Source organism: Streptomyces sp. ICC1, from assembly GCF_003287935.1.
GTDB classification, from domain to species: domain Bacteria; phylum Actinomycetota; class Actinomycetes; order Streptomycetales; family Streptomycetaceae; genus Streptomyces; species Streptomyces tritrimontium.
Genome location: NZ_CP030287.1, coordinates 4,001,873 through 4,018,574, shown reverse-complemented (window position 1 = coordinate 4,018,574; position 16,702 = coordinate 4,001,873). Strand labels below are relative to the sequence as shown.

At 68.8% G+C, this 16,702-nt stretch carries 19 protein-coding genes and 2 pseudogenes; 9 read left to right on the top strand and 12 right to left on the bottom strand.

Features of this window, described 5'->3' with window-relative positions; translation table 11 throughout:
* Positions 1–249: 249 nt before the first annotated feature.
* From DRB96_RS19010 to DRB96_RS19000, 3 genes are all read right to left on the bottom strand, one after another.
* Entirely contained in the window at positions 250–972 is a 723-nt protein-coding gene (locus tag DRB96_RS19010; protein ID WP_112449535.1) for a hypothetical protein, read from the bottom strand.
* A gap of 107 nt (positions 973–1,079) precedes the next feature.
* Positions 1,080–1,520 (bottom strand): hypothetical protein, encoded by a 441-nt coding sequence (locus tag DRB96_RS19005; protein ID WP_112449534.1) that lies wholly within the window; start codon positions 1,518–1,520, stop codon positions 1,080–1,082.
* 80 nt (positions 1,521–1,600) lie between these two features.
* Complete coding sequence (locus DRB96_RS19000; protein WP_112449533.1) at positions 1,601–2,170, bottom strand: TetR/AcrR family transcriptional regulator; 570 nt, start codon at positions 2,168–2,170, stop codon at positions 1,601–1,603.
* 80 nt (positions 2,171–2,250) lie between these two features.
* Here DRB96_RS19000 and DRB96_RS43035 point away from each other — a divergent pair, with 80 nt between their 5' ends.
* The gene (locus tag DRB96_RS43035; RefSeq protein ID WP_162688712.1) at positions 2,251–2,397 is read left to right on the top strand and encodes a hypothetical protein; all 147 of its coding nucleotides are present in this window, start codon (positions 2,251–2,253) and stop codon (positions 2,395–2,397) included.
* A complete protein-coding gene (locus tag DRB96_RS18995; protein WP_112449532.1) occupies positions 2,394–2,855 on the top strand; it encodes a hypothetical protein in 462 nt (153 codons plus the stop codon). The genes DRB96_RS43035 and DRB96_RS18995 overlap by 4 nt, the downstream gene beginning before the upstream one ends.
* A gap of 96 nt (positions 2,856–2,951) precedes the next feature.
* Here DRB96_RS18995 and DRB96_RS18990 read toward each other — a convergent pair whose 3' ends face one another.
* The 5 genes and pseudogenes from DRB96_RS18990 to DRB96_RS18970 form a co-directional block, all read right to left on the bottom strand.
* Positions 2,952–3,473, bottom strand: a complete 522-nt coding sequence (locus tag DRB96_RS18990) for a DUF4396 domain-containing protein (protein WP_112453549.1) — start codon at positions 3,471–3,473, stop codon at positions 2,952–2,954.
* A 157-nt stretch (positions 3,474–3,630) separates the two neighbouring features.
* Positions 3,631–4,257: a DUF305 domain-containing protein gene (locus tag DRB96_RS18985; RefSeq protein WP_162688713.1), complete on the bottom strand. Its 627-nt coding sequence runs from the start codon at positions 4,255–4,257 to the stop codon at positions 3,631–3,633.
* A 122-nt stretch (positions 4,258–4,379) separates the two neighbouring features.
* Positions 4,380–4,790, bottom strand: coding sequence for a DUF6153 family protein (locus tag DRB96_RS18980; RefSeq protein WP_112449531.1), 411 nt, complete (start codon positions 4,788–4,790; stop codon positions 4,380–4,382).
* 60 nt (positions 4,791–4,850) lie between these two features.
* Positions 4,851–5,012, bottom strand: a pseudogene (locus DRB96_RS18975) (helix-turn-helix transcriptional regulator); the annotation flags it as partial.
* 343 nt (positions 5,013–5,355) lie between these two features.
* On the bottom strand, positions 5,356–5,637 hold the full coding sequence (locus tag DRB96_RS18970) for a plasmid stabilization protein (RefSeq protein ID WP_112453547.1): 282 nt from the start codon (positions 5,635–5,637) through the stop codon (positions 5,356–5,358).
* A gap of 609 nt (positions 5,638–6,246) precedes the next feature.
* Between DRB96_RS18970 and DRB96_RS18960 the strand changes: the two genes are divergently transcribed.
* The 4 genes from DRB96_RS18960 (at position 6,247) to DRB96_RS18945 (ending at position 9,581) form a co-directional block, all read left to right on the top strand.
* On the top strand, positions 6,247–6,600 hold the full coding sequence (locus DRB96_RS18960; protein ID WP_343234536.1) for a ribosomal protein L7/L12: 354 nt from the start codon (positions 6,247–6,249) through the stop codon (positions 6,598–6,600).
* A 120-nt stretch (positions 6,601–6,720) separates the two neighbouring features.
* The gene (locus tag DRB96_RS18955; protein ID WP_162688714.1) at positions 6,721–7,305 is read left to right on the top strand and encodes a DUF6431 domain-containing protein; all 585 of its coding nucleotides are present in this window, start codon (positions 6,721–6,723) and stop codon (positions 7,303–7,305) included.
* 103 nt (positions 7,306–7,408) lie between these two features.
* Positions 7,409–8,770: a DDE-type integrase/transposase/recombinase gene (locus tag DRB96_RS18950; protein WP_112449528.1), complete on the top strand. Its 1,362-nt coding sequence runs from the start codon at positions 7,409–7,411 to the stop codon at positions 8,768–8,770.
* Positions 8,771–8,834: 64 nt separating this feature from the next.
* Positions 8,835–9,581: an AAA family ATPase gene (locus DRB96_RS18945; RefSeq protein WP_112449527.1), complete on the top strand. Its 747-nt coding sequence runs from the start codon at positions 8,835–8,837 to the stop codon at positions 9,579–9,581.
* Positions 9,582–9,641: 60 nt separating this feature from the next.
* Here DRB96_RS18945 and DRB96_RS18940 read toward each other — a convergent pair whose 3' ends face one another.
* Positions 9,642–9,935, bottom strand: a complete 294-nt coding sequence (locus DRB96_RS18940) for a hypothetical protein (RefSeq protein WP_204357769.1) — start codon at positions 9,933–9,935, stop codon at positions 9,642–9,644.
* 632 nt (positions 9,936–10,567) lie between these two features.
* On the opposite strand from DRB96_RS18940, the gene DRB96_RS18935 reads away from it, so the two are divergent.
* On the top strand, positions 10,568–12,049 hold the full coding sequence (locus DRB96_RS18935; protein WP_239516328.1) for a hypothetical protein: 1,482 nt from the start codon (positions 10,568–10,570) through the stop codon (positions 12,047–12,049).
* Positions 12,050–12,066: 17 nt separating this feature from the next.
* Here the strand turns inward: DRB96_RS18935 and DRB96_RS18930 are convergent, their stop codons facing one another.
* The 3 genes from DRB96_RS18930 to DRB96_RS18920 form a co-directional block, all read right to left on the bottom strand.
* On the bottom strand, positions 12,067–12,441 hold the full coding sequence (locus tag DRB96_RS18930; RefSeq protein WP_204357768.1) for a PIN domain-containing protein: 375 nt from the start codon (positions 12,439–12,441) through the stop codon (positions 12,067–12,069).
* A complete protein-coding gene (locus DRB96_RS18925; protein WP_112449525.1) occupies positions 12,438–12,698 on the bottom strand; it encodes a hypothetical protein in 261 nt (86 codons plus the stop codon). Before DRB96_RS18925 ends, DRB96_RS18930 begins: the two co-directional genes overlap by 4 nt.
* A gap of 172 nt (positions 12,699–12,870) precedes the next feature.
* The gene (locus DRB96_RS18920) at positions 12,871–13,674 is read right to left on the bottom strand and encodes a leucine-rich repeat domain-containing protein (protein WP_112449524.1); all 804 of its coding nucleotides are present in this window, start codon (positions 13,672–13,674) and stop codon (positions 12,871–12,873) included.
* 608 nt (positions 13,675–14,282) lie between these two features.
* Here DRB96_RS18920 and DRB96_RS18915 point away from each other — a divergent pair.
* On the top strand, positions 14,283–15,350 hold the full coding sequence (locus DRB96_RS18915) for a calcium-binding protein (RefSeq protein ID WP_275431931.1): 1,068 nt from the start codon (positions 14,283–14,285) through the stop codon (positions 15,348–15,350).
* 399 nt (positions 15,351–15,749) lie between these two features.
* A pseudogene (locus tag DRB96_RS18910) lies at positions 15,750–16,693 on the top strand (IS5 family transposase).
* Positions 16,694–16,702 lie beyond the last annotated feature (9 nt).

The following is a 16,702-nucleotide window of genomic DNA, read 5'->3' as shown; positions in this document are numbered from 1 at the left end:
CCCACAGGCCCGAGGCCGAGCCCCGGGCCAGGCTTCCACATCACGGACTTACACGATCTTTCAGACACGCTCTGACGGTGCGCCTGCCCTGTGTGGGCGGCCCGCGTTGGGCTGGGCCGGCAGACGGGGGCAGCCGGCCACGGTGGCGCTGTACCGGGCCGTAGAGATCGCTTCGATGATCTGCTCGTCCCCGTTGGTGGCCAGCGGGGACGCGATACGGACAGCTCTCCAAAGGAAGACTCTGGTCGGTCAGTGGTCGGCGTGTCCGTCGTTGTGGGCCGGGGACGTGGAGGCGGGGTTGGGCATTCCCGAGATGCCCGGTACGGGGGTGGTGGCCGGGGAGGAGGTAGTGGTCGGGGTGTGGTCGTCTGCGGCGGGTTCTTCGCCGGTGCCGTGACTGTGACCGCCCCCGGGCGTGGACTCCATCGATGCCGCGACTTCACGCAGGCCGAAGAAGGCGAGGGCCGCGACTGCGACAACGGTCAGGCCCAGAACGCTGAAGATGCGGCGGGTGGGGGTGTCGGCGTCCTTGATGACGTAGGCGATGAAGGAGACGACGATGCCGGCGGGGACGAGGACGGCGCCGCGGATGGGGAAGTCGTCGAAGTGCTGGAGTCCGCCGCTGAGCATGCCTATGCCGAAGGACAGCAGCAGCGAGGAGCCGATCACGATGAGCATGCGCGGCAGGCCGGGTCGTTCGCGGGTGAGGAGGAACTCGTTGAGGACGGTCGCGGCGAGGAAGACGAGCGCGCCGTAGGTGGCGATGCGGGTGTAGCGGTCGGGGTCGAAGGGGTGGTGAACGACGGCGCCGCTGATGAGGCCAGCGCCGACGAAGTAGCCGACGTAGCCGAGATAGCGGGCGGCCAGCGAACGCTTGCGGGAGGACTGGGCCTTGCGCCGGGCAGCTCGCCCTGCAGCGGGCAGGCCGGGGGTCGGCGGGGTGTGGGCGTCGAGGAGTTGGGCGGAGGTCATGGGTTAGTTCCTTGGGTGCGTACGTGGCTCATCACCCGGCGTGCCGCAGTGGCATCGGTCCGGGATCGGCGATGAGAGTCAGGACGGATCGGGACAAAAGCCCGGATCTATACCTGCTGCACCACTGAACTGAGGGAACTGTGCAGGGGAGGAAGGCCGCAGGGCGGGGGCTGGGTCCAGGGTTGCGGCGCCGTCGCGGCGGAGAAGGGAGTCCGCACGGCGATGGCGGTCGGGTGCGGGAGGTCGCAGCTCTGCTTCGGATGGCCGGAGGCGCACGCTTCCGCTGGGTGCGAGTGGCCGCCGCCTCCGCCGGCGTCGTCACGGCGGTCGTACTGCTGGGCATCGTGGTCATGTGCGCCGCCGGTGTCGGCGAGCGCCAGGTGGGACACCGGGACGGCGCCGCCGGTGACGTGCGCGGAGGCGCTGTCGGCTCCGGCAGCGTGGGTGTAGAGGAATGCAAACAGCAGTGCGGTCAGCCACAGCAGTCGCAGCGGGCCCGCCTGGTGGCGGGTCCGCGTGGTGCTGAGCGCAGGGCGGGCCGTGATCACGCCGTGACCCTATCCGGCGTCCGGTAGGCGCTGTCCAGTGGCCCCGTTGTTGATCACACGAAGTGGTGGTCCGGGTGGGTTCAGGGAACCGGGCGCAGGCCGTCGAGGGTGACGGCGACCAGACGGGTCACCGCGGCCTCCGAGGTGAGGGCGGCCGCAGCGGTCAGGGCGTGGAGGCAGTACTGGGCGAGCTCGGCGGGTGGGATGTCGGAGCGCAGGTCGCCGGCTTCGGCTGCTTCGGCGAGGAGGTGCTGGAGCATGCCGTGCAGGTGCCGCTCGGCGTGGGTGACCTGCTCGCCCTGGTGCAGGAGGGCGGCGAGTTCGCCGCCGTGCCGCTGCCGGGCGATGCCCGCGTACGCCTCCAGCACCGCCCTCAGGCGCTCCACGGCCGTGCCGTCCTGGTCGCGGATGCCCGCGAGCTGCTGGAAGTGGGCGGCGACCTGGCGCTCATGCCAGCCCGACAGGACCGCTTCGACGTCGGAGAAGTACTTGTAGAGCGTGGCCCGCCCGATCCCGGTCTGCTCGGCGATCTGGGACATGGTCACCGACCGCAGGCCGCCCTGGGCCACCAGCTTCGCGGTGGTGTCCAGGATCGCCTCGCGCACGGCGGCGCGGTGCGCGTCGATCGTCTCGTTCCACAGCTTCGGCACCCACCCAGGATACGGACGTCCACAGGGCATACACTCGGTTTCAGATAGAGACAGAGTGTCTCGAAAAAACGGGAGGTGTCGTGGCAGGCTCACCGGACCGTCACGATGACGACGGCGAGGGCGCGCCGCGCTGGGTGAAGGTCTCCGCCGCGATCGCCGTCGTGCTGGTCGTGGTGTTCGTGATCGTGCACCTGGCCGGCGGCGGCATGGCGGGCCACGCGCCGTGACCCAGTTCCCGCCGCGGCTGCGCAAGCTGACCCTCACGCTCCATGTCACCTCCTCGGTCGGCTGGCTGGGCGCGGTCGCAGCGTTCCTCGCCCTCGCCGTCGCCGGCCTCACCAGCAGCGCGCCTCAGACGGTGCGGGGCGCCTATCTGGCCATGGACGTGCTGGGCTGGTATGTGATCGTCCCGTTCAGCGTCGCCTGCCTGCTGACCGGCCTGGTGCAGTCGCTCGGCACCGTGTGGGGGCTGCTGCGGCACTACTGGGTGATCACGAAACTGCTGATCACCGTGGCCGCGACCGTGCTGCTGCTGGTCCACATGCAGCCCGTCGGCCACCTCGCGGACGCGGCCGCCGCCCTGCTGGTGCTGCTCACGGCGGTCACCCTGTCGGTGTTCAAGCCGCGTGGAGTGACGCGCCACGGACGCCGCCGCCGGTGCGAGCAGAACTCTCCGCCGCGCTGAACCGTTCAGCCGGGCCAAGTTCGGCGCCCTCCGCGCGAACGCGGCCGGCCGCACCTTCGCGATGTGGCCAGCCTCGTTCCTGATGTGGGACTGCGGTCAGTGGTAGGCGTGGACGACGGCGTGACCCTTGCCGCGGCCGATCATCCACTTGTTCACCGGCGTCGTGATCACGAAGGCCACGGCGAAACCGCCCATCAGCGCCGTCCAGAACAGCGCGTCCGACAGGTGGGCGTCCATCGCCCCGGGCGTCAGGGCGATGATGCCGTTGTCGACGAGTTCCATCACCGCGATCGAGACGGTGTCCGCGGCCAGCGCCACCTTGATCGCGCTCTTCCAGTCCAGGCCGGCCCGGCGGACCGCGAACAGCGTGAAGGAGTAGCCGAAGACGAACGCCAGCGTGATCGCCAGGATCATCGTCTGGACGTTGCCCCACATCAGGGCGGTACCGATGACCATGCCGAGGATCTCGCCGATCGCACATCCGGTCAGGCAGTGCAGCGTCGCCTTCACGGCGGCCCCCCAGGTCACCCCGCCCATCTGCTGCCCGGCATGATCCGCGTGCACCTGGTGCGCGCTGTGGTCGTGAGCGGTGCCGGTGTGGTGTGCGCTGTGGTCCATGACCGTCATCCCCAATCCCGTCAAGTGTGACCCCGCTCCCGCGGACCCACACCACAACCATATACCCCCCCAGGGTATTCCGCGGTGTTGAACCCAGCAAAGGGCGGAGGGGTGTGCGGGCCCGTACGGCCCCGGCACATCCCTCCGCCCGGGTGGGTCAGTTCTTGCCGAGCAGGTCGTTCATCCTGGTGATCTCGGCGGTCTGCGAGGTGATGATGGCGTCCGCCATCGTCTTGGCCTCGGGGAAGGAACCGTCGGCCTTCTCCGTCTTGGCCATCGCCACCGCGCCCTCGTGGTGCTTGATCATGAGCTGCATGAAGGCGGTGTCGAACGCCTTGCCGGACGCCTTCTGCAGGTTGTCCATCTCCTCGGGCGTCATCATTCCGCCGTCGGCGCCGTGCGCGGAGTGGTCCATGGCGCCGTCGGCGGGAACCTGCTCACCCCAGGAGGTCAGCCAGCCGGAGAGGGTCTTGATCTCCGGGTCCTGGGCCTTCTTGATCTCGTCGGCGAGCTTCTTGACCTCGGCGGACTCGGCCCGGGTGGGCGCGAGGTCGGCCATCTCCACGGCCTGGCGGTGGTGGGGGATCATCCCCTTGGCGAACGCGACGTCGGCCGCCTTGTGCTGGCCCTGGGAGGTCGGAGCGGACGGGGAGGCCGAGGGCGACGGGCTGTGGCCGTTGTGCCCGGCGGAGGTGTCGTTGCTCGATCCGCACGCGGCGAGCACGAGGGAGGCGGCGCCCGCGACGGCGACGAGGGCGGTCCGGCGGATGAGGTTCTTGTTCACGGTGGTGCGACTCCTTGATGCGCCGCCCGAGCGGGCAGGCGCCGATACGGAACGAGGACGTGCCGGAGCGCGGCATCCCCCCGCCGGCCAAGCCGGGACAAGGGGGTGCCGTACGGGCGGTCCTATATCCGCAGGAGTTGCAGATCAGCGAGATCGGGCGGCGCACGCCCGCTCTCCGGGGTCCCGGCCGCACTGCCGGTCAGTACCACCGGTGCGGGCCCGGTATCGAGAGCCGCGGCGAGGACGGGAGGCGCGTACGCGGCGCCGACAGCGGCCGCCGCACACGTGGCATCCGCGTGCTCCGCGTGGCCCATTCCACCGTCAGTGTGCGAGCAGTCACCAGCCACCTGCTGGGCGGCATCGTCGTGGACCATTGCCATGACGTGGCCATCGGCAGTTGCCGATGCCTTCGTGGGCGCAGGTCCCGGCCCCAGGCCGTGCATCGCCAGCACACCGGCCAGCACCGCCAGCACCAGCGGCACGAAGCCACGCCCGGCAAGGCGACGGCTCGACGGCTGCAACGTGCTGGTCATGCGGTCATCGTACGATCCGATCCGGCCGCACGGCTCGGCCTCCGCCGACCAGGCTCGGTGTCAGGAGTTGCGTGGGGTTACCAGGCCGGATTCGTAGGCGAGGATCACGAGCTGGGCGCGATCGCGGGCGCGGAGTTTGGTCATGGCCCGGTTGACGTGGGTTTTCGCGGTCAGTGGGCTGATCACCATGCGGTCTGCGATCTCGTCGTTGGACAGGCGCGCTCTGGGTGCGACGGTGGAGGAGCACCAGCCTCAACAGGGTGTACGCGTCCTACGATGACCCGCACGGTCACCTGCTCTGTCTCTTCCTTCCCGGTGCCTGACCGGCATGCCCTGGAGGTGATGGACGCACGCCCCCTTCGGGAGGCGCACCGGATGCACAGCGCGGGGGGCGAGTGGGTCTGACCGGGACGCGCCCTCGGTTCCTGCCAGGCCGAGGAGGCGTGAGAGAGCCCGGCAGGGTGGTCACGGTCTCGGCCGGGCTCTGTTTGTGGGGCAGTGGCGCACCCTCGGAAGGCGCCGACACCCACACCCGCTTGCCGCATGAAGCCGGCCGGGTGCGAGGTCAGTGGCCGAGGGCGCTTTTGAGCTGCTGCTTCGTCATGGACGAGCGGCCTTCGATGCCGCGCTTCTTCGCCTCCTGGTAGAGGTCCTCCTTGGTGCGCTCGGAAGAGCCGCCGCCCCCGTGGGACTTCTCGCCTCCGCGCTGCGATGCCGACTTGCCCTGTGTGGAGCTGCGGCTGGCCGTCTTGCTCTCTCCGGACCGCGCGCGTTCCTTGTTCACGGTGCGGGAGGGGCCGACGTCCTCTTCGCGATGCTCCGCGATGGGACCTTCTACGAACCCCAGACGCCGGGCGCCAGCTGAAGGCAACAATCCCGTCTGCGAGCGGAACCACTACATCAAGTGGACCTCCACGGAGAACCCTTCTCCAAGAACGGAGTTCAGGTGCTCCGCATGCGCACCCAGCCATTGGCGAGCGCCAGAGAACTGTGCCGTCAGCTCAACGAGCACGTAATCCTCGGAGCCATCAGTAGACCCGCCACAGACGCAGCAACGCAGACGCTGGCTCAGCCCGCCCGTCCACTCCGGTCCGTTCCCGCCCACTGCCACCGCCTGATCATCAGCATCCACGGTCACATCGTTCCAGACGCCCCGAAGCAACACCCATCCACCTTGACCAAAGTGATAGGGGCACCCCCTGTTGAGCGACTCTCAACGTGAGCACGTACGTGACGGCTCGCGACGTTGCTGGTGAACACGAACGTTGATCTCGACGGGCAGTCTGATGGCGCTTCGTGTGCGACGACACGGTGAACACGAAGCGCCATCGCCTACCAGGCCGCCCTCCACCTCGCCGCCATCCTGATCCGGGTCCGGCGATAGCCCGCTGCGCCTATCGTCCACCCGCCCACGGCACTCACCAGTTGCCATGATGGTTCACTTGCCGCACAGCTCGTGGACGGCCGGGGAGGGTGTGTGGAAGAGCCAGGATTCCGTGTGCTGCTGACAGAAGCAGGAGACCGGAAAATGGAGGCAGTCCGTGCGATACGGACGATCACCGGCCTCAGCCTGTGGAACAGCAAGCTTCTGCTTGCCGACGCACCCGTAGAGGTCGAGGCAGCCGGCTGGTTCGAAGCCGCTGTCGAGGCGGCTCGGACCCTTGAGGACGTAGGCGCCCGCACCACGCTGCTCTGCGATTGCTGCGGCCGCCCCATTAGGCGGGGAGCCTTCCCCCTCACCTCGGCGCAGTGCACGGACCCGCGGCCCTTGGAGATCTGCTGGGCAAATGGCCTGCCCACAGCGACCTGAAATCGGCCGAGTTCGATCTGAGAGACAGGCCCTAGGCGACTTGACCGGTTGATCCGGGCATGATCACCCACCTGTTTGGAGAGATTCCGGCTGATCGTTGCAGGTCAGGTGGAGGTGTCGGTGCTGGTTGTCGACTCGGACGGGCTGTTGGTGGAGCGTCAGCTTCGGCAGGGTCGACTGATTTGTCCGGCGTGTGAGGCGGTTTTGGCGCCGTGGGGTCATGGCCGGCCGCGGTCGATCCGGGGTGATCTGGGAGCCCGGTTGTTTCTGCTGCCGCGCCGTACGCGCTGCTCAGCCTGCAAGGTTACCCACGTGCTGCTGGCGGAGGCGTTTTGGCCGCGGCGGGCGGATGCGGCCGAGGTCATCGGGGCGGGTCTGGAGATAGCCGCGTTGGGCATGGGGCACCGCCAAGTCGCCGTCCGTCTGGGCCTGGCCGAGGGCACGGTCCGTGGCTGGCTGCGGGCGTTCGCCAGGCGAGCCGAGGACGTGCGCCGGCACTTCACCATCGCTCTGGTCGCGCTCGCGGACGACCCGGTGATGCCGGAAGTGACGCCTTCGATGTTCGCCGACGCCGTCTCTGCGGTCGCGGTCGCCCATCGGGCGGCCGCGACGAAGTGGCCGCACATGCTCACGGTGTCGCGGTGGGAGTTCGCCGGCCGGGCGATAAGTGGCAGCGTTCTGACCTCACCTTCTACAGCTAGTTGATCAACACGGGCCGCCCCTGGGCGGGATCGGAGGGCGCCGGAAGTCTTGATCGTGTCCGCCGGCGAAGCGGCGGGCTCTGTTCGAGACGCGAGGTGGGTTGCCTATGTCACCGAGTGAGGACGAGGACCGTCGCCGGGCGGAGCGGGCCCGGCAGGTGGGCCTGTTCCGTTACGGCCTGATCCAGGACTTGATCGATACGAAGCTCACGACACGCCAGCGCGGGAAACTCGCCCGTGAACTGGCCGCGAAGGAGCACACCGACCCGTTCGGCCGGCAGGTCAGGGTCGCCCGCGGCACCCTGGACCGCTGGGCCCGTCACTACCGCGCGGGCGGGTTTCCCGCGCTGGTACCGGCCCAGCGGCAGGTCACCCCGCGGACGCCGGTGGAGGTGCTGGACCTGGCAGCGGCACTGAAGAAGGAGAACCCTGCCCGCACCGCGGCTCAGATCCAGCGGATCCTGCGGACCACGCAGGGGTGGTCGCCGACCGACCGGACGCTGCAGCGGCACTTCGCGGACGCCGGCCTCACCGGCGCCGGCGCCAGCAGTGAGAAGAGCGTGTTCGGCCGGTTCGAGGCCACCCGCGGCAACGAGCTGTGGACCGGGGACGCCCTCCACGGACCGAAGATCGGAGGGCGCAAGACGTACTTGTTCGCGTTCATCGACGATCACAGCCGGGCGATCGTAGGCCATCGGTTCGGGTTCGCCGAGGACACCGTCCGCCTGGCCGCCGCCCTGCGGCCGGCGCTGTCTGCCCGCGGGGTCCCGGAGTCGATCTACGTCGACAACGGGAGTGCCTTCGTCGACACGTGGCTCTTGCGAGCGTGCGCGTCTCTGGCCGTTCGGCTCACGCACTCCAAGCCGGGACGGCCTCAGGGCAGGGGGAAGATCGAACGGTTCTTCCGCACGGTCCGTGATCAGTTCCTGGTCGAGCTCGACGAGGAACGTGTCGGTCAGATTGAGCATCTCACCGAGCTGAACAGGCTTTTCACCGCGTGGGTGGAGACGGTCTATCACCGCACCGTGCACTCGGAGACGGGGCAGCCTCCGATCGAACGGTGGCTGGGTTCGATTCCCCGGCCGCTGCCGCTGCCCAGCCCCGCTGATCTTCGGGAGGCGTTTCTGTGGTCGGAGTTCCGGACCGTGACGAAGACCGCGACGGTCAGCCTGCACGGCAACAGCTACGAGGCCGACCCGATGCTGGTCGGGATGAAGGTCGAGCTGGTCTTCGACCCGTTCGACCTGACCGAGATCGAGGTGAGGGCCTCGGGGAAGACGGCGGGCAAGGCCGTCCCGCACCGGGTGGGCCGGCACACCCATCCGAAGGCGAGGCCGGAGACACCACCGGAGTCGGCCCCGCCGACTGGAATCGACTACCTGAAGATCCTCGACGAGACGCACACGGCGAACACCGCGAAAGGCATCAACTACTCGTCCCTGATGGACGACGGGCGGGGACCGCGATGATCGACCGCGTTCAGGGGTTTTCGGTTTCACCCGCGTCCCCTTCGGCCGGAACCTGGCTCCGTCCATGCTTCACCAGCACCACTCCCACCGGGAAGCTGCCGCCCGGATCGCGTGGTGCATCAACAACCGGGCGATCGGCGTGGTCACTGGCGAGGTCGGATCCGGAAAGACCGTCGCTCTCAAAGGTGCCGTCGCCTCGCTCGACCCGGCCCGGTTCACGGTCATCTACCAGCCCAATCCCGAGGTCGGCATGCGCGGCCTCTATGACCGCATCGTCACCAGCCTGGGCGGGACCCCCAAGTTCCACCTGGCCGCTCTCGCCACCCAGGCGTCTGCCGCGCTGGCCGCCGAGGTCGACGAACGGGGACGAACGCCGGCCGTGGTGATCGACGAGTCGCACCTCCTCGACCACCAGGAGCTGGACGCGATCCGCATGCTCACCAACTACGACATGGACTCCACGACGCCGTTCGCGGTGTTGCTGATCGGCCAGCCCACCCTGCGCAAACGGATGAAACACGGCGTCCTGGCGGCCCTGGACCAGCGGATCTCGATCAGCTACCAGATGCCCACGATGAGCAAGGAGGAGACCGCCAGCTACATCAAGCACCACCTCACGATCGCCGGACGAGAGGACACCCTGTTCTCCGACGACGCCGTCGAACTGATCCACCTCACCAGCCGCGGCCTGCCCCGCTCGGTCAACAACATCGCCTGGCAGTCCCTCATCGCCGCCTTCACCGAGGAGAAAGGCATCGTCGACGAGTCCTCCACCCGCACCGCCATCACCGAGACCCACGCGACAGAGTGAGCACGAAGCCGACACCGTGTTCACGACGACCCCGGCGGCCTAACGGCCGCCGGGGTCGTTTCATCCCGCCCCATCGACAACCAGCACGTCGCCCTCATGCTCATCTTCAGCGTCGCTCAACAGGCTGATGCCGAGCTCCGTGGCGCAGTACGACTCCCACGAGCCTTCTCCCAGCGGGACCCAGACGCGGGCGGTATGCGCATCACGGACCCGGGCAGCGAGCACCGCGACCGTACGGCGGACGTCCTCCATCGCCTCAAGCAGCCCAGCCGTCACCGCACGCGCCTGCTCGGCAGTCAGCGGCTGCCGCCGCGGTTCAGCGACGACGTCCTGGCCCTGGTCCTGCCCGCTCATGCCTTCATCGTCCTGCGCGCCGGCAGGGCCCGTCCAGGGCGTATGGAAGCACGAACTGGTGAACTCGCCGCGCCACTCCCCATCCCAGGTCAGAGCATGTGGAGGCATCGGTAGAGCCCCGTCACCAGCTGTGGTCAGGGCCCGGAATGTCGAGGACTGGCGCAACTCACCACTCACTCACCAGAATCCTCACCAGGCGACCGCCCACCCGTGCTGGCACCCCCTATGCGTGAGATCTCTTCGCCGGGGACGGCTCGGCCGGAGCCGGTGTCCGTTCTTGACTGCTTCCCGTGCCGCCGGGCGCCGGCTTCACACGCAGCCTTCCGCCGTTGACCCCTTTGGCCACGTCGTCCTCACGGACCTCTCCGGCCTTGCGGTTGGTCATCCGGCGCGCCGGGTGAAACCTGGGCCTACTTCCGTAGGCGACCGGTGAATATCCCTGATGATGGGGCCGCCCAGGCAACGGAGCGACCAACGTGGGGAGCACACGCATGGCGGTGGATGCCGGTACGCAGCAGGAGGAGCACCGCGTCACGGGACGGGTGTGGCTCGTGCGGCTGGATCCCCACGGCCGTCCCTCCGCTGGCACGGTCAGGCTCACCTGCTCCCGCCCAGCCTGCAGCGAACAGCGCTTGCCCAGTGCTGCCGACGGACGCAAGGCCGCCATCAGGCACGTCAACACACACCTGGCCCAGATCCGTACCGGCGGCGGCCCGCGCCCCACGGCCTGGTGCGCCTGCCGCACGGCCGACTGCGCGTGGCACACCCCCGACCCCACCACCCGCCCGGCCCGGCGGGCCGAACAGCGGCTGGTGACAGCCCCAGGGACGTGCGGGGGCCCGGTGGTCCTGGCGGTAACCGCGGACCGTGCCGGACGGCTGTGGCGGATCGCGGAGGTGTGCGCGCGCTGCGCGGCCGCCACCGCTGGCTGCCGCGTCCTCGACACCGCCCCGCCTCAGCCCGTTGCAAGCGGTGCCGGCCGGCAGGTACCCGGACAGCCGGCGGTCGGCGACCCCGTGGGAGCGGTGGCCGTGTTCTCCGACCGCACCTCCTCCCCCGCCACCCTCGAGGCTGGCGAAGCACCCGAAGCTGCCGGACTGTCGTCCGTGCCCGCGGCCCGCACTGCCACCACGGCGCCGCGCCGGGCCAAGCGGTGGGGGAAGATCGCTCAGCGGACCGTGCCGTACGACCTGAAGCCCGACACACTGCGTGTGGAGCTCATCGAGCTCGGCGACGCGTTTCGCGCCTACCAGCACAACCCCGAACCCGACCTCGTCTTGCTGGCCGATCTCCACGACCGCAAGGCACGGGCGTTTGCCCAGTGGGCCGACGCCACGGGCGACGCCTCACTGCGCCACGAGGCGCAGCGGGCTGAGAGCGCCGCGCTGACCACCCGGGACATGCATGCCAACCGCACCGGGCTCCCCGCCGGCGACGCGAATGTGCCTGTGGTGGAGAGGCTGTTGACCCGTAACCACGCTGCGCACGCCCGCGTCGTCCTTGAGTACGTCCAAGCCCACGCCCCGCGCCCTGAGCCGCAGGTACACCTCATGGTGCTCCTGCTCACCCTGCGGGCGGCCCGGGACGGCACCGGGAACATCACCGGCCAGGACATCACCGGCTGGCTCCCGCACGGAGCCGACCAGGCACTCGACCAACTGGTCGCAGCTGGCTGGCTGCACCTTCCGGGCAGCGTTGCCGAAGCCCTGGTCTCCCGGCCCGAGAACTACACCACCTTCACCGTCCCCGCCCTCCTGCCGGAACAGGGCCGACCCTTCTCCTTCGGCAAGGACGCCCGCGGCAGGGTCTCAGGCTGGGCTCAGAGGGCCGTCGGAGACCGGAATCTCCGGAAGAACAAACTCGGCGCCGCGACCAGGCTTCTCGCCGTGTACACCGCCGCCCACACGCAGCCCGACGGCCGCCTCGGACACTCCGGCGACGACGGGCTCTCACTCGACAAGGCCGGCGGGTTCTGCGCCCTGGCACCCGGGGACATCGCGGAGCACACCGCGCTGCTGGTCGCCGCCGGCTGGCTGACCTCAGCCGACACCGCCCGTGGGAGGCTGCGCGGGCAGCTGACCGAACGGGTTCTGCCGCTTGGCGGGCTGCTGTAGGGCGCTGCGGTCAGTCGTCAGGAGGGGTTGAGCGGGTAGATACCGGTGCCCTCGTACGCCTGCGGGCTCAGGGAGAGGACGGTGACGGGCTCCCCGTCCTTCGCGGCTTGCCAGGCCATGGCCGCCGGGTGCGTGATCGCCCAGTCGGTGGCCGGCCACGAGCTCGAGTCCAGTGCGTGCGCACCGGTGAACGCGACGGTCTCGGCGAACCGCAGGCGCGCGGCGTGGGCGCCGGCCCCGGGCGTCGTACGTTCGGCAGCGAGCAGGGACAGGGCCGGGATCAAAACACGGCCCGTGCCCCGAGACGATTCGATGTAGAGCCCGGTGAGGAACGGGTCCGCCCTGTACAGGGCGACCAGGGCCGTGTGGTCGAAGACCACCGTCAGGCTCACGCCGCGGCACCGTCCTGATGGGCGCGGACTTTCTCCCACGCCGACTGCCCGGTCCGCTGGAGCTGCTCGGTGTACTCCAGCCCGAGCTCAGAAGCTGCCTCGAGGGCGCGCTCCTCCTGCTCGGCAACAGTCAGCTGCGCCGCGGCGAGGTCCTCCAGGAGTTCGGTGATGGTCGTGCCGCGCTCCTGGGCGAGAATCCGCAGGCGGTCGCGTGTCGCTTCCGTCGTCTTGATGCTCGTGGGCTTGCTGCTGCTCATACAGTCGATTCTACCGCCAGTAGAATCGACTGTCAGGTGATCTTTGAAGTGCGACTGTCCTTTGACACTGAAGTTAGTCGCCTGGGTCGCGCTGACCTGCCACGACTAAGTTGGTTGGCAAACGATCACGTGAGATCGGTCGTGGCGTTGGCGACACGTCGGCTGGTCAGTCTCAGTCGGACGCCGGCTGATCGACTCGGCCGCCTGTGTGCGGTGTGGGGATGTAGCCCTTCGCACCGTCGGGGAGGTCGGCGACACACGCCGACGAGCAGGCGCTGACCAGCAAAGGAAGCACGTCGGTGGCCACGCGTAGCGAGATCCACACCTGATGGAGTCCGCCCTGTGCGATCGGATGGTTGCAGGCACTGCAGCGATGGATGGCGGTGTCTCCCCATCGCCGGGGATCCAGGTTCTCCAGATCGAGGTCCACGACGGAGTCCTGGGCAGGCTGAAGCCTCGGGAAGGGTGGCCGCTGCTTCTCGTTGCCGAACAACGCGCGTGTGCTCACTGTGCTGCGGGTCAGCTTCCGGCATCGCGTGATCTCGTAGGGGAACCAGTGCAGCCGGTAGGAGGTGTAGGGGGTGAACTCCTCCAGGCTGGCCATGGATCCGATCTCGGGCGGGATCCGGACCAAGTTACTGCCGTAGAGAACCAAGTGTTTGACCGCCGTAAGTCTGGCGATGCTCGGCGGCAGGGTGATGACCTGCCGCCGTTCTTCTGGGCTCAGCTCGGTGAGGGGACGGAACTCTTCGCGCCCGTCGGCTTCGGCCTCATCGACCAGCTCCAGCAGGTGCTGCCAGCCCGGGGCGGAGGTGTCCTGCCGTTCGGTGTGGAAACCGACGCGGGCTCGCGGTTGAGGCCTGGACTGATCGAAGCACGAGCCCGCGTCCTGGCGGGGCCCCCGCCGCTCCGGGGCTGGATCTGATGTGTCGCCCCAGCGGTTCACGTAGAGCCTTGGTTCATCCTCGTCCGTCATGGCACCAAGATACGGAGGTTACTGAGGGCCCCTTCAGTGACTATGCGCGAGAGAGACTCAGGGGCGAGTACGGCTCCGCAAGATTCACCCCAACCGGTACGGCCATGATGCGGATCCCGAATTTTCCCCAGAGCTGCTCTTCGTTCCCCGGTCGGTTGCTGTCGGCAACGGGGGTCGGGGCCGCCCGCTCGTGGAGTATGCGGGCTGCGGAGCAGTCAAGGGCGCCGTCGGCGGTGCAATGCGCTGGGCCTCGCCAACCGGCGACAGCTCGACCCGGCCTTGTAGTCGCAGCTCGGACGCCAGGGAACAAATGGCCTGTCAGTAGCTTTTGGCGCCTTGCGGGTTGCGAGTGGCCTCACCCGGATGCTGGGCCCGGCGGTCCTCGTGGAGAGCGGCCCATACGGTTCGATGTGTTTCATGAAGAGCTGTCCTCTGCCCCGTCTTGGGAGACACACGCTGTTGGATCCGGCCCTGCCCAGCATCACCGGGAGCCATCAGCCAGGAGGTTTTGTATGACTGCACATCGCGCTCCTCGGCCTCAACGTCTGGGCAGGTCCTGCCGTCCGGCATTTCGGAAGGCCTTTGCAGCCGGACTCACTGCGGCGGCAGTGCTCACGCTCGGGCTTCCCGCGGTCGCTGCGGGCCCGGTGAAGGCCGACTGCTTTGGCCGCTCGGCGACCATCACGGGTTCGGGGACGATCAATGGGACACCGGGAGATGACGTCATCATCGGCTCGCTGGGCGCCGACAGGATCGACGGCATGGGCGGCAACGACCGCATCTGCGGGCTGGCTGGAGAGGACCGTCTGCTTGGTGGACTCGGCGACGACCGGATCGACGGTGGGCCGGGTAACGACATCATCCGTGGCGACCTGCGGGCCGACAACGGCAACGTCGTGGGCGGCGGCGACGATCGTTTGTTCGGGGGTGATGACGATGACAACCTCGTGGGCGACTCCAGCACTGACGGGGGCAATGCCACGGGGGGAGGGAAGGACCAGGTCTTCGGAGGCAACGGCAACGACGGCCTGTACGGCGACAGCGTCAGCTTTGCGGGAGGCGACGCCAGCGGCGGTGGCGATGACCGACTGGAAGGTGGCGCAGGGGACGACCACCTCACCGGGGATTCGCTGGCCATCGAAGGATCCGCTACGGGCGCCGGTGATGACGTCCTCCTCGGTGGCCCCGGTCTGGAATTCATCGTCGGCGACAGTGAGGCCGCCCGTGATGCAAAGGGCAGTGGTGGGGACGACCTGACCAACCTGGGGCCCGACGGCGGTTTCGCCGCGGTCGGGGACCACAACATCATTGACCCTGCAGGGGGGAGCGCCACCGGCGCAGGCAACGACCGGCTCATCGGCGGCAGCGCGGACGAAGTCCTCATCGGTGACAGCGCCGTCGTCGACGCCACCGTCACGACTGCCGGCCGCGATCTGATCGAAGGCCGCGGGGGCAACGACACGCTCTTTGGCGACAACACCAACTTCGACGCCACGGAGACCATCGGCACCGCGGGCGGGAAGGACCGGCTCAAGGCCGGCAACGGGGACGACACGCTCCGGGCGGGCCCCGGCGACGACCACCTCGACGGCGGGCCGCAGACCGACGACTGTGACGGCGAAGCAGGCGACGGCGACACCGCCCTGCGGTGCGAGATGGTCAACGGCATCCCGTAGACCGGCAAATCGGCCACCCACCGGCCGACGAGAACACAGGGCCCCTGTCTCAAGGCTGAGATCGGGGCCTTGTCCCATCTCCAGGAACGACGGCCGGCGCACGGCTATTCGTTCGCCTGTGCCCTTCACACCAACACCGCTTATTGCGTCCAAGCTGGGACTACGAGGCTGCCCCCTGGACATGGCTGGCTATCGGGCAGCCCGTCCGCTGTGGTGCCCGACCGTAGCCCCGATGGTGGGAAACTTGGGCGAGCAGGTCTGTCCCACCCCCGAGCGTCGGGTGGGGAGATTCATCGAGCCCCATCAGCCACCCAGCACCCCCAGCATGTCACCTCGTACGACCTAGGAGCTGTCCGGCCGATCATGTGACTGGCTCGCTCCTGACTCGTTGGTCGGGGTATGGGGCGGGATCAGCGTGGTGACTTGTCGGATGCCGAGTGGGAACGGCTCTGGCCGTTCCTGCCGGTGAGCAATGGTCGTTGTGGCCGATGGCGAGACCATCGGCAGGTAATCGACGGGATTCTGCACCGAGTGCGGACCGGTGTGCAGTGGCGCGACCTTCCCGAGCGGTTCGGGCCCTGGAAGACGGTCTACGAGCGCCACCGGCTGTGGTCCGCAGACGGCACCTGGGAACATCTGCTGCAGCAGATCCAAGCCGCAGCCGACGCCGCGGGTGACGTGGACTGGGACGTCTCGGTCGACTCGACGAGCGTGCGCGCTCATCAGCATGCCGCCGGCGCCCGCAACGACCCGCCACCTACCACGGCCGCTCCAAAGGGGGGCGACGCGGCGGAACACCTGGCCGAACCTCCGTGGCAGAGCCTGGTCGGCCGGCTGGCGGAGGTGGTGCAGCAGGTGAGGGACTGGGCCGCTCGCGGGGTGGCTTCACCAGCAAGATCCACCTGAGCGCCGACGGTCGCTGCCGCCCGCTGTCCCTGCTCATCACTGCCGGCCAGCGGAGTGACAGCCCCCAGTTCCGACCGGTGCTGGAGAAGATCCGCGTTCCCCGTCTCGGGCCGGGCAGGCCCCGCAACAGGCCGGACAGCATCGCCGCTGACAAGGCCTACAGCAACCGGCCGTGTCGGGAGTACCTGCGACGCCGGGGCATCCCGCACACGATCCCGGAGAAGGCCGACAGCCGGGCCGCCCGCCTGCGAAGAGGCGCACACGGCGGCCGGCCACCGGGGTTCGACGAGGACCGCTACAAGAAGCGCAACACCGTCGAACGAGCCATCAACAGGCTCAAGAACCACCGAGCAGTGGCCACCCGCTATGACAAGCGTGGCTACGTTTTCCTCGGCACCATCACGGCGGCAAGCCTCGTCATCTGGCTCCGCACATGACCGACCGGA

Coding starts and splice junctions, on each gene's coding strand:
- DRB96_RS19010 (WP_112449535.1), bottom strand. CDS start 972: ATGACCTCCGCCCAACTCCTCGACGCCCACACCCCGCCGACCCCCGGC.
- DRB96_RS18990 (WP_112453549.1), bottom strand. CDS start 3,473: ATGGACCACAGCGCACACCACACCGGCACCGCTCACGACCACAGCGCG.
- DRB96_RS18980 (WP_112449531.1), bottom strand. CDS start 4,790: ATGACCAGCACGTTGCAGCCGTCGAGCCGTCGCCTTGCCGGGCGTGGC.
- DRB96_RS18950 (WP_112449528.1), top strand. CDS start 7,409: ATGTCACCGAGTGAGGACGAGGACCGTCGCCGGGCGGAGCGGGCCCGG.
- DRB96_RS18945 (WP_112449527.1), top strand. CDS start 8,835: ATGCTTCACCAGCACCACTCCCACCGGGAAGCTGCCGCCCGGATCGCG.
- DRB96_RS18940 (WP_204357769.1), bottom strand. CDS start 9,935: ATGAGCGGGCAGGACCAGGGCCAGGACGTCGTCGCTGAACCGCGGCGG.
- DRB96_RS18925 (WP_112449525.1), bottom strand. CDS start 12,698: ATGAGCAGCAGCAAGCCCACGAGCATCAAGACGACGGAAGCGACACGC.
- DRB96_RS18920 (WP_112449524.1), bottom strand. CDS start 13,674: ATGACGGACGAGGATGAACCAAGGCTCTACGTGAACCGCTGGGGCGAC.